This window comes from Xanthobacter autotrophicus ATCC 700552, assembly GCF_043194565.1.
Classification (GTDB): domain Bacteria; phylum Pseudomonadota; class Alphaproteobacteria; order Rhizobiales; family Xanthobacteraceae; genus Xanthobacter; species Xanthobacter autotrophicus_F.
Genome location: NZ_JBAFVS010000005.1, coordinates 23420 through 35312 on the forward strand (window position 1 = coordinate 23420; position 11893 = coordinate 35312).

At 67.4% G+C, this 11893-nt stretch carries 9 protein-coding genes; 6 read left to right on the forward strand and 3 right to left on the reverse strand.

What is annotated here, in order from left to right:
• Positions 1 to 13: 13 nt before the first annotated feature.
• Together V5F48_RS06770 and V5F48_RS06775 are read left to right on the forward strand one after the other, a co-directional pair.
• Positions 14 to 2806 carry a valine--tRNA ligase gene (locus tag V5F48_RS06770; protein WP_394258083.1) on the forward strand — a complete coding sequence of 931 codons (2793 nt, stop codon included), beginning with the start codon at positions 14 to 16 and terminating at the stop codon, positions 2804 to 2806.
• 469 nt (positions 2807 to 3275) lie between these two features.
• Complete coding sequence (locus V5F48_RS06775; RefSeq protein WP_394258276.1) at positions 3276 to 4208, forward strand: tetratricopeptide repeat protein; 933 nt, start codon at positions 3276 to 3278, stop codon at positions 4206 to 4208.
• A gap of 7 nt (positions 4209 to 4215) precedes the next feature.
• Here V5F48_RS06775 and V5F48_RS06780 read toward each other — a convergent pair whose 3' ends face one another.
• Together V5F48_RS06780 and xth are read right to left on the reverse strand one after the other, a co-directional pair.
• Entirely contained in the window at positions 4216 to 4620 is a 405-nt protein-coding gene (locus V5F48_RS06780) for a GFA family protein (RefSeq protein WP_394258084.1), read from the reverse strand.
• A 7-nt stretch (positions 4621 to 4627) separates the two neighbouring features.
• A complete protein-coding gene (xth, locus tag V5F48_RS06785; protein WP_394258085.1) occupies positions 4628 to 5416 on the reverse strand; it encodes an exodeoxyribonuclease III in 789 nt (262 codons plus the stop codon).
• A gap of 167 nt (positions 5417 to 5583) precedes the next feature.
• On the opposite strand from xth, the gene V5F48_RS06790 reads away from it, so the two are divergent.
• Positions 5584 to 6990 (forward strand): MBOAT family O-acyltransferase, encoded by a 1407-nt coding sequence (locus V5F48_RS06790; protein WP_394258086.1) that lies wholly within the window; start codon positions 5584 to 5586, stop codon positions 6988 to 6990.
• A 12-nt stretch (positions 6991 to 7002) separates the two neighbouring features.
• Positions 7003 to 8169 (forward strand): alginate O-acetyltransferase AlgX-related protein, encoded by a 1167-nt coding sequence (locus tag V5F48_RS06795; RefSeq protein WP_394258087.1) that lies wholly within the window; start codon positions 7003 to 7005, stop codon positions 8167 to 8169.
• Between the two features lie 115 nt (positions 8170 to 8284).
• Here the strand turns inward: V5F48_RS06795 and V5F48_RS06800 are convergent, their stop codons facing one another.
• The gene (locus V5F48_RS06800; protein WP_394258088.1) at positions 8285 to 8659 is read right to left on the reverse strand and encodes a HesB/IscA family protein; all 375 of its coding nucleotides are present in this window, start codon (positions 8657 to 8659) and stop codon (positions 8285 to 8287) included.
• Positions 8660 to 8810: 151 nt separating this feature from the next.
• Here V5F48_RS06800 and V5F48_RS06805 point away from each other — a divergent pair, with 151 nt between their 5' ends.
• Together V5F48_RS06805 and argS are read left to right on the forward strand one after the other, a co-directional pair.
• A complete protein-coding gene (locus V5F48_RS06805; RefSeq protein WP_394258089.1) occupies positions 8811 to 10016 on the forward strand; it encodes a deoxyguanosinetriphosphate triphosphohydrolase in 1206 nt (401 codons plus the stop codon).
• A gap of 35 nt (positions 10017 to 10051) precedes the next feature.
• Positions 10052 to 11812, forward strand: coding sequence for an arginine--tRNA ligase (argS, locus tag V5F48_RS06810; RefSeq protein WP_394258090.1), 1761 nt, complete (start codon positions 10052 to 10054; stop codon positions 11810 to 11812).
• The last annotated feature ends 81 nt before the right edge of the window (positions 11813 to 11893 follow it).

Sequence of the window (11893 nt, forward strand, 5' to 3'; positions counted from 1 at the left end):
CGGAGCCTGTTTCATGCTGGAAAAAGTCTTCGACCCCGCCGCCGTGGAAGAACGCATCGCCGCCCAGTGGGAAGAGGCCGGCGCGTTCCGGTGCGGCCGTCCCGAGCGCAAGGACGCCGAAGGCTTCTCCATCGTCATCCCGCCGCCGAACGTCACCGGCTCCCTGCACATGGGCCACGCGCTCAACAACACGCTGCAGGACGTGCTGGCGCGGTTCGAGCGCATGCGCGGCAAGGACGTGCTGTGGCAGCCGGGCACCGACCATGCGGGCATCGCCACCCAGATGGTGGTGGAGCGCCAGCTCGCCGCCCAGAAGCTGCCGGGCCGGCGCGACATGGGCCGCGTGGCCTTTGTCGAGAAGGTGTGGACGTGGAAGGCCGAATCCGGCGGCACCATCGTCAACCAGCTGAAGAAGCTCGGCGCCTCCTGCGACTGGTCGCGCGAGCGCTTCACCATGGACGAGGGCCTCAGCCGAGCCGTGCTGAAGGTGTTCGTGCAGCTCTATCGCGAGGGGCTGATCTACAAGGACAAGCGCCTCGTGAACTGGGACCCCAAGTTCCAGTCCGCCATCTCCGATCTCGAAGTGCTGCCGGTGGAGGTCAAGGGCAACCTCTGGCACCTGCGCTATCCCATCGAGGGCGAGAAGGACCGCTTCATCACCGTGGCCACCACCCGTCCCGAGACCATGCTGGGCGATACGGCGGTGGCGGTGCACCCCGAGGACGAGCGCTATCGCGACCTCATCGGCGAATATGTGATCCTGCCGCTGGTGGGCCGGCGCATTCCCATCGTCGCCGATGAATATTCCGACCCCGAGAAGGGCTCGGGCGCGGTGAAGATCACCCCGGCGCACGATTTCAACGACTTCGAGGTGGGCAAGCGTCATTCCCTGCCCATGATCAACGTGCTGGATGCCGAAGCGCGCATCGACCCGCAGGGCATCCTGGACGACTATGCCGAGCGTCCCGAGGCCTATGTGGACGCGCCCGACGCCGCCGGCCAGCTCTCCCACCTGAAGGGGCAGGACCGCTTCGCCGCGCGCAAGCAGATCGTGGAACTGCTGACCGGCCTTGAACTGCTGGAGCAGATCGAGCCGCACACCCACATGGTGCCCCATGGCGACCGCTCCAACGTGGTCATCGAGCCGTGGCTCACCGACCAGTGGTATGTGGACGCCAAGACCATGGCCCAGCCGGCGCTGGCGGCGGTGCGGGAGGGGCGCACCAGCTTCGTGCCGAAGAATTGGGAGAAGACCTATTTCGAGTGGCTGGAGAACATCCAGCCCTGGTGCATTTCCCGCCAATTGTGGTGGGGCCACCAGATTCCGGCCTGGTACGACGCCTTCGGCAATGTCTTCGTCGCCATGGACGAGGACGAGGCCTTCGAGCAGGCGCTGGCGCACAATGTGGGCAATGAGTCGCTCTCGCCCGAGGACGCCCAGGCGCTGATCGACGATGCCGACAAGCGGGCCGGCTTCCTCACCCGCGACGAGGACGTGCTCGACACCTGGTTCTCCTCGGCCCTGTGGCCCTTCTCCACCATGGGCTGGCCGGACGAGACCGCCGAGCTGAAGAAGTTCTACCCCACCAGCGTGCTGGTGACGGGCTTCGACATCATCTTCTTCTGGGTGGCCCGGATGATGATGATGGGCCTGCACTTCATGGATGGCGAAGTGCCGTTCAAGGATGTCTACATCCACGCCCTCGTCCGCGACGAGAAGGGGGCGAAGATGTCGAAGTCCAAGGGCAACGTCATCGACCCGCTGGACCTGGTGGAGAAATACGGCGCCGACGCCCTGCGCTTCACACTGGCCGCCATGGCGGCCCAGGGGCGCGACATCAAGCTCGCCACCGGCCGCGTGGAGGGCTACCGCAACTTCGCCACCAAGCTCTGGAACGCGGTGCGCTTCGCCCAGATGAACGGCTGCGTGCGGGTGGAGGGCTTCGACCCGGCCAAGGTGGAAGGCACCCTCAACCGCTGGATCATCGGCGAGGCCGCCCGCGCCTGTGCCGAGGTGTCAGAGGCGATCCTGGCCTACCGCTTCAACGAGGCGGCCGCCGCCATCTACCGCTTCCTCTGGAACGTGGTGTGCGACTGGCACCTGGAACTGGCCAAGCCCCTGCTCTCCGGCCCCGACGGCCCGGCCAAGGATGAGGCCCGGGCCACCACGGCCTATGTGCTGGACGTGGCCATGGCGCTGCTGCACCCCTTCATGCCCTTCCTCACCGAGGAATTGTGGGCCGAGACCGGCAAGGACGGCCCGCCGCGCGAGAGCCTGCTGGCGCTTTCCCCCTGGCCGGACCTCTCGGGCCTGGAAGCCCCCGACGCCGAGGCCGAGGTGGGCTGGGTGGTCGACCTCGTCACCGAGATCCGGTCCGTGCGCGCCGAGATGAACGTGCCGGCTGGGGCGCAGGTGCCTTTGGAGCATGTTTCGCCGAGCCCTGAGGTCAAGGCCCTCGCGATTAAGTTTGATGAACCTCTTCGACGCATTGGACGCCTCAGCGCAAATAACGTGGTGACCACCGCATCAGCTGGGTCCGTCCAAATGGTTGTTCGCGGCGATGTAGCAACGCTGCCGCTGGCCGGCGTGGTGGATCTTGCCGCCGAACTCGGCCGCCTGAGGAAGGAAGAGGCTAAGCTCGACCAGGAGGTGGCCCGCATCGACGCCAAGCTCGGCAATGAGAGCTTCGTCGCCCGAGCGCCGGAAGAGGTGGTCGAGGCCGAGCGCGAGAAGCGCGAGGAATATCTCAACCGCAAGGACAAGGTCCGCGCCGCCATCACCCAGCTCTCGGGCGGGGCGGCCTGAGACCGTATTGCGACGGGGGCCAGGCCCCCGTCCTTCAAGAGGTCGGCCGTGGAGTGTGGCGTCTTTGCCACGCTCCAGCGCCGCCACATCGCCCGATATAGTGTTCGCGCAAAGGAACCGGGTGGCTTCCGGTCTCAATATTGTGACAGCGAAGACACACTCCCGAGCCTTTGAAGTTGCTGCCCCGGCAGGGGCCCCAAGGTGCCGCGAAGCCGCCACAAAACCCCAGTGAAACAGAAAGCAACGCGCGACGTGAGCGTAGCTCGGAAAGTGTTTCCGAACGCCGCGCCTGGGGTGGGTCCTTATGGACGGACGTTGCATTCTCGAACGGGTGGCGCCGCTGGGCGTCGCGGAGCTTCGCTCCGGGCGACGCCTGAGGGAACGCTCGACAGGTTGCCGCTCCAACGCCGCGGCTCGGCCTTTCCACGGCCCCGATATTGCCGCCACGCTCCGGCACCTTCCCTCCATCATGATTTTGGGCGGCACAACGAAGATCACATATGCGGGCCGCGCGGCCGGGCGCCTCGGGCGGTCGGCGGGCGCGCGGCGCGCGTGCGCCGTCGTGCTCGCGGGGGCCGTGGCGGCGTGCCTTTCGGTGCCGCTGGCGCACGCCTTCGACGGCACGGCGCAGACGCTCCAGCCCTACGAGACCCAGCCGATGACGCCGCCGGCCAACGTGCCGCTGGCGCCCGCCGTGCGCCCCGTGGACGAGGCCTTCCGCACCGGGGCACAGGCCCTGCGTGCCGGCCAGACCGCCAAGGGCATCGACGCCCTCGGCTATGCCGCCGCCCAGGGCCACGCCATGGCCCAGTGGAAGCTCGGCCGCATCTATGCCGACGGCGATGGCGTGAAGCGCGACGACGCCAAGGCGTTCGACTATTTCTCCCGGATCGCCAACACCCATGCCGAGGACTATCCCGGCACGGCGCAATCGCGCTTCGTGGCCAATGCCTTCGTGGCGCTGGGCTCCTATTACCTTGTGGGCATTCCCTCCGCGGGCGTGAAGCGCGACGCCGGGCGGGCGCGGGACATGTTCTCCTACGCCGCCTCCTATTTCGGCGATGCGGATGCCCAGTACCATCTGGGCAAACTCTATCTGGACGGCGTCGGCGGCCCGCGCGATGCGCGCAATGCCGGCCGCTGGCTGACTCTGGCCTCGCAGAAGGGCCAGTTCCAGGCGCAGGCGACGCTGGGCCAGCTGCTGTTGCGAGGCGACGATGGGGTGCCGCGCCAGCCGGCGCGCGGCCTCATGTGGCTCACGCTGGCGCGGGATGCCGCGGTGCGGCCCGAGGACAAATGGGTGGTGGCGCTCCAGGAGGAGGCCTTCGCCGACGCGACGCCGGACGAGCGTGAAAAGGCGCTCGCCTACCTCGAGACGTGGCTGAAGACCGCCAAAAGGTGAGGCGGTCTTACTCCTCCCGCTCCGCCGTGTGGCGGGGCAGGCCGGCGCCGAGCCCGGCCGTCATCTTGAGTGCCGATTGCGTCCAGATGTGATGGCTGGGCACCACGGCGTCTGGATCGTCCAGCGTGCCGAGGGTCACGTCCACCCCGGCTTCCTTCGCCATGTCGAACAGGATCGGGCTGCCGCAAGCGCCGCAGAACAGGCGCGTCACGCCCGGCGAGGATGAGAATCGCGCCGGCGTGCCCGCCGTCACCTCGAAATCCGCCCGCGCCACGGTGAGCCAGGGCAAGGCGGCGGAGCCCGAGGCGCGGCGGCACATGGTGCAATGGCACCAATAAGCGCTCTGGATGTGGCGCGCCCGGTAGCGCAGGTGTCCGCACAGGCAGCCGCCGGTGAGCGATCCTTCCCACATGGCCGGCTCACGCCGCGATGGCGAAATCGGCCCAGACCGGCACATGGTCGGACGGCTTCTCCCAGGCGCGCACATGCTTGTCGATGCCGGTGGCGATGAGCTTGTCCGCCGCCTGGGGCGAGAGCAGCAGGTGGTCGATGCGGATGCCCATGTCGCGCTGCCACGCCCCCGCCTGGTAATCCCAGAAGGTGTAGAGCCGCCCTGCGTCGGAGGTGGCGCGCAGGGCATCGGTGAGCCCGAGATGGGTCAGGGACCGGAACGCCGAGCGGGTGCGCGGCAGGAACAGGGCGTCGTTGACCCAGGCCGAGGGGTCAGCCGCGTCGCGCGGCTCGGGGATGACGTTGAAGTCGCCGGCGAGGATCAGCGGCTCCTCCAGCTTCAGCCGGTCGGCGGCAAAAGCCTGAAGGCGCGCCATGAAGCCGAGCTTGTAGGGATATTTCTCCGTGTCCACTGGATTGCCATTGGGCAGGTAGAGGCAGGCGACGCGCACCACGCCGCCCTTCACCGACACCACCGCCTCGATGAAGCGGGACTGCACGTCGGTCTCGTCGCCGGCGAGGCCGTGGGTCACATCCTCCAGCGGCAGGCGGGAGAGCAGGGCGACGCCGTTGAAGCCCTTCTGCCCGTGCACTGTCACGTTATAGCCGAGCGCCTCGAATGCCTCCTTCGGGAAGGCTTCGGTCTGGCACTTGATCTCCTGGAGGCAGACGATGTCCGGCCGCGTCTCGCCCAGCCAGCGCACGGCGTGGTCCAGCCGCTGGCGGACGGAATTGACGTTCCAGGTGGCGATGCGCATGGGGCGGGCTCCTTCGGTGGCGGAGGATACCCCGGTGCCGCCGGGAGGCAATGGCCGTTCCAGCCGGCGCGCCTCAAATCAGGCCAAGGGCTGCGACGGCAAGGGTTGCGATGGCGGGCAAAGAATGGCAGGAACGCCCTCTTGTCCTTCAGTGGCGGCGCAGTGGCATGACGTTCGCGTCCATCGAGTTTCTGTTCTACTTCTTCCCGTTGTTCCTTGCTGCATATTTCTCCGCGAAGTCCATCACGACGCGGAATTATATCTTTCTGGCCTTCTCCCTCGTATTCTATTCTGTAGGCTATACGCCGCATATCCTCATTCTGCTGGCGTCGGTGGCGATCAACTTCGTGCTCGCCCGTGCCATCGATGATCGCGACGGCGCGCCGCGCCAGCGGCTGCTCATCTATGGCGTCGTCTTCAACCTGTTGCTGCTGGGCATCTTCAAATACACCGGCTTTTTGGTGGAGAACGTCAACGCGCTGATCGAGCCCCTGGGCGCCACGCTGCCCATGCCGCGAATCTCGCTGCCGCTGGGCATCTCCTTCTATTCCTTCCACGCCATTTCGTACCTTGCCGACATCTACAAGCGGAAGGTGCGGGCCAATCACGATCCGGCGCAGTTCGCGCTCTACATGTGCATGTTCCCGCAGCTCGTGGCCGGACCCATCGTGCGCTACGCCACGGTGGCGAAGCAGTTGTCCCAGCGGCGGACCACCATGGGGCGGTTCTCCGCCGGGGCGCGCCTCTTCGTCATCGGCCTTGCCTGGAAGGTGCTGATCGCCGACGAGGTGGCGCGGCTCGCGGACGGGGTGTTCGACACCACCACCCATCCCACCTTCGTGGAGGCCTGGCTCGGGCTCTATGCCTATACGGTGCAGATCTATTTCGACTTCGCCGGCTATTCCACCATGGCGGTGGGGCTCGGCGTGATGGTGGGCTTCGTGCTGCCGCGCAACTTCCGCGTGCCCTATACCGCCCACTCCATGACCGATTTCTGGCGGCGCTGGCACATGAGCCTGTCCGCCTTCCTGCGCGATTATCTCTACATCCCCCTCGGCGGCAACCGGCGCGGGGAGATGCGCACCTACCTGAACCTTTCCGTCGTCTTCCTGCTGTGCGGCCTGTGGCACGGGGCGAGCTGGAATTTCGTCATCTGGGGCGCGCATCATGGCGCCTTCCTCATCATCGAGCGCGCCTTCCTCGGCCGCTGGCTGAAGCGGGCGCCAGGCGCGGTGGCCCATCTTTATACGGTGCTGGCGGTGATGCTGGGCTGGGTGTGGTTCCGCGCCGACAGCCTCGGCGGCGCCACGGATATGTTCTCCGGGCTTGTCGGCCTCAACGGCTTCAGCCGGACCTCGCTGGCGCTGGGCTTCGGGTTGACGCCGCTCGCCCTTGCGGCGCTGGTGGTCGGCGGGCTCATCGGCTTCTTCCGCTGGCCGCGCTGGAAGGCGCTGGCCGGGCAGGGGGCCTTCGCGGTGGTGGCTGACTTCGCGTTCGTCGCCGTGCTGATGCTGGCGAGCGTGGCGTGGGTGGGTGGCACCACGGCAACGCCCTTCCTCTATTACCGGTTCTGAGGAGGCGCCGCCGTGACCCTGCTCTCGCGTCCGCGCCGCTACATCGGCCTCCTCGTCGCCGGCCTGTTCGGCTTCCTGCTGGTGTCCAACCTCATCCCCGATCCGCTGGCCTCCGGCCAGTGGCGGGTGCCGATCCCCGACAGCTTCAGCTGGAGCCAGAGGCTGAACTACAAGTTCCGCAACATCGGCATCTACCTCCAGGACAATTTCGGCTTCCGCGCCACTTTGCCCATCCTGCGCCGGGATCTGCGCGAGGCGCTCGGCTCCCCCGACAGCCGGCCGTTCTATACCGGTCGCGACGGCCAGCTGTTCTGGGGTCGCGAACAGACGCCGGCCCAGTCGGCGGGCGCGCTGGTGCGTACGGCCAATGTGGAGCGTTTCGTGACCATGGTGGGGGAGATGCAGCGGGTGCTGGCGCCCGCGGGCACCCGCATCGTGGTCGCCATCCCGCCCAACGCCCAGTCGGTGGAGATGGAGGCGCTACCCGAATGGTACGGCGCGTTGAACTACCCCGTCACCGAATATGACCTCGCCCTCGCGGGCCTGAAGGCGGAGGGCGTCACCGCCGTGGATCTGCGGGCGGTGCTGAGGGCCAGCCCGAGGCCGCGGTATCTGATGACCGATACCCACTGGACCAGCCGGTCCGGCGTGCTGTCCTTCAATGCGGTGATGGTGGCGGCGGGGCATCCGGACTGGCAGGTGGACCCGGCCGCGGTATTGGGACCGCCTGAGCCGACGGCGCGCGGCGATCTGCTGCGCACCACCCGCCTGCCGCCGAAGATGAAGGAGCAGGAGGAGCCCTTCAGGATCAAGGACCGTGCCGCCGCGCCGCGTTTGGATCCGGCGCTGAAGCACCACAACGAGCACGCGGCCTTCAGGTCGCTGGCGTATGATTACGCACCCACCGGCCAGCGGGTACTGATCCTCGGCGATTCCTTCACCGGCGGAGCGTGGCCGCGCCTGTTCCTGAATGCGGATGTGAGCGTGGTGGCGTGGATGCACGAATCCCGGCGCGTCACCGGATCATGCGACTTCAATTTCGACGATGTGAAAAACTTCGCCCCGGACCTGATCATCATGGCCCGGACCGAGCGCTTCTTCCCCTGCTACGGCGACGACTGGCCGGCCGGCCTGCCAAGGCCCTGGTCCCATGCCGTGCCGAAGAACGTGGCGCCGTGACGCTGTGCCCGGCGGCCAATGCCCTCGCGGTCAATGCCCTGGAGGAAGCACGACGCAAAGACCGACCGCCCACCCGGACACGCCGGGTGGTGACGCCTGCGAGACGCAAGAGCCCTCAGACCCCGAAGCTGGACCCGCAGCCGCACTTGGCGGTGGCCATGGGGTTCGAGATCTTGAAGGCGGAGCCCATCAGGTCCGCCTTGTAGTCGAGCTGGGAGCCCTTGATGTAGTCGATCGAGATGCGATCGACGACGATCTTGGCGCCTTCCTTCTCGATGACGAGGTCGTCCTCGCCCTGCTCGCGTGTCACATCATACTTGTAGGAAAAGCCAGAGCAGCCGCCGCCTTCCACGCTGATGCGCAGGAAGGTGCCCGCGGGCTCAGGAGAGAGGATCTGGCAGATGCGGCGCGCGGCGGCATCGGTCACGGTGAATTCGGTTTCGATCGCCGGGAGGTCGGCGGCCGGGGTCGGGGCGAGTGTTGTTTCCATGATATCGACTTTACGAATTGAAGCTGGCAATGGCCCATAAGGTAAGTCCAACGGCCCCCGAGTTAAAGGGCGGTGTCGGAAAAACGTCGGCGAGGCTGTCCCATCCGGCGGCCAGCGTCGGCTGCATGGGGTGGATGGGGAGGGGGCGAACATGGCGGTGAGCGGCGCGCGGCCCTTGGTATCGTGGGCCTGCGACGCGGAAATGGCGCGTGGCCGGCTGGTCCCTGAAGGGGAGATGCCGCCGCGCAGCCCGTTCCGGCGCGATTGCGACCGCATCATCCATTCCACCGCCTTCCGGCGGCTGAAGCAGAAGACTCAGGTCTTCATCTTCAACGAGGGCGACCACTACCGCACCCGTCTCACCCACACGCTGGAGGTGGTGCAGGTGGCACGGTCCATCGCCCGCGCGCTGGGGCTCGACGAGGATCTGGCGGAGGCCCTGGCGCTGGCCCACGACCTTGGCCACCCGCCGTTCGCCCATGCGGGCGAGCGGGCGCTGGATGCCTGCATGGCCGGGCAGGGCGGGTTCGACCACAACGCCCAGTCGCTGCGGGTCGTCACCCGCATCGAGCGGCGCTATGCCCAGTTCGACGGCCTGAACCTCACCTGGGAGACGCTGGAAGGCATCGCCAAGCACAACGGCCCGCTCACCGGCCGGGACGGCCGCGGCATCGGCCGCTACCTCGGCGGCCTGCCCCACGCCATCGAGGTGCATTGCGCCCAGCAGGACCTGGAATTGTGGAGCCACGCGTCCGCCGAGGCCCAGGCGGCCGCCATCTCCGACGACATCGCCTATGACGTGCACGACCTCGACGATGGCCTGAGGGCGCGCATGTTCACCCTCGACGAACTCGCCGGCCTGCCGCTGGTGGGCGAGGCGTTGGCGGAGGTGCGCGGGCTCTATCCCGGCCTCGGGGTGGCGCGGACGGTGAACGAGGTGCTTCGCCGCGTCATCACCCGCCTCATCGAGGACGTGGTGACCGAGGGCACGAGGCGCGCCGAGGCGGCGGGGGTGGCTTCGGCGGCAGACGTGCGCGCGCTCGACCATCCGGTCATCGCCTTTTCCGACGCCATGAAGCAGAAGGAAAAGGCGCTCAAGGCCTTCCTCTTCGCGCGCATGTACCGCCACGAGCGGGTCAACCGGGTGATGGCGGAGGCGCAGGGGGTGCTGCGCGACCTGTTCGGCCATTTCATCGCCAACCCCAAGGACATGCCGCCCTCCTGGCACGACGACCTCGACCAGCTCGACGCCCGGCGGCTCGCCCGCCGCGTGACCGACTACATCGCCGGCATGACCGACCGCTACGCCCTCGACCAGCACGCCCGCTTCTTTGACTTGACGCCGGACTTGCGTTAGGCGCCGGGCCAAGCAACCCGATTGGACCCCGCCCCATGAACGTTTACGCGATCTTCGCCGATCACGTGCGCGAAGCCGTCGCCGCCCTCGTCGCCGAGGGCTCCATTGCCAAGGACCTCGATCTTGCCCGCGTGGTGGTGGAGCCGCCGCGCGACGCGACCCACGGTGATCTGGCCACCAACGCCGCCATGGTGCTGGCCAAGGATGCCGGCCTGAAGCCGCGCGACCTCGCCGAGGCCATCGCCGGCAAGCTTCGCGCGGTGGCGGGCGTGAAGAAGGTGGATGTGGCCGGTCCCGGCTTCATCAACATCGCGCTGGACGGCAGCTTCTGGCCGGTGGTGCTCGCCGCCGTGCTGGAGCAGGGGCTGGATTTCGGCCGCTCGGCGCTGGGCGCGGGCGAGAAGGTGAACGTGGAATACGTCTCCGCCAACCCCACCGGCCCCATGCATGTGGGCCATTGCCGGGGCGCGGTGTTCGGCGACGCGCTGGCGCGCCTCATGGACTTCGCCGGCTTTGCCGTAACCAAGGAATATTACATCAACGACGCCGGCGCGCAGGTGGACGTGCTGGCCCGTTCCGCCTTCCTGCGCTACCGCGAGGCGGTGACCGGGGAGCCGGCGGACATTCCGGACGGGCTCTATCCGGGCGACTATCTCGTGCCCGTGGGCCAGGAACTGGCGCGGATGCACGGCGGCGAGTACATGGCGGCGCCGGAGAGCGCATGGCTGCCGATCTTCCGCAGCTTCGCCATCGGCGCCATGATGGTGATGATCCGCGAGGACCTTGCGGCGCTGGGCATCGCGTTCGAGGTGTTCTTCTCCGAGCGCTCGCTCTCGACGGGAGCGGTCGACAAGGTTGGCGCCACCATCGCGGCGCTGCGCGCCTCCGGCGAGGTCTATGAAGGCCGCCTGCCGCCGCCCAAGGGCGCGCCCATCGAGGATTGGGAGGATCGCGAGCAGACCCTGTTCCGCTCCACCGATTTCGGCGATGACGTGGACCGGCCGCTGATGAAGTCGGACGGCAGCTACACCTATTTTGCCGGCGACATCGCCTACCACAAGGACAAGGTGGACCGCGGCTTCCTGAAGATGATCGACGTCTGGGGCGCTGACCACGGCGGCTACGTCAAGCGCATGCAGGCGGCGGTCAAGGCGGTCTCCGGCGGCAAGGCGAGCCTGGATGTGGAGTTGATCCAGCTGGTGCGCCTGTTCCGCGCCGGCGAGCCGGTGCGCATGTCCAAGCGCTCGGGCTCGTTTGTCACCCTGCGCGAGGTGGTGGACGAGGTGGGGCGCGACGCGGTCCGCTTCATGATGCTGTTCCGCAAGAACGATGCGCCCCTCGACTTCGATCTCGCCAAGGTGATCGAGCAGTCGCGGGAAAACCCGGTCTTCTACGTGCAATATGCCCACGCGCGGGCCAAATCGATCCTGCGCAAGGCGGCCGAGGAGTTCACCGACCTGCCGCAGGAGCCGGCTGCCTTCGCCACCGCGCCGCTGGGCCTGCTCGACGACGAAGGCGAACTCACGCTGCTGCGCCGGCTCGCGAGCTGGCCGCGCCTGGTGGAGCAGGCGGCGGGGGCGCGGGAGCCGCACCGCATCTCCTTCTTCCTGCACGAACTCGCCAGCGAGTTTCACGGCCAGTGGAACCGTGGAAAGGACTTGCCTCATTTACGCTTCATTATCGAGAATGATCGAGAGTTGACCTTGGCTCGCTTGGCCTTGGTCCATGGCGTGGCCACGGTACTCGCCTCCGGTCTCAAGGTTCTGGGGGTGACGGCCGTAGATGAGATGAAATGATCGCTTGTCCCGTGGCTGCGGATGGAGCGGTTGACCCGACGGGTCAGACTTCTCGAAGCGGTTTCGAAGCCGCAGGTTCCA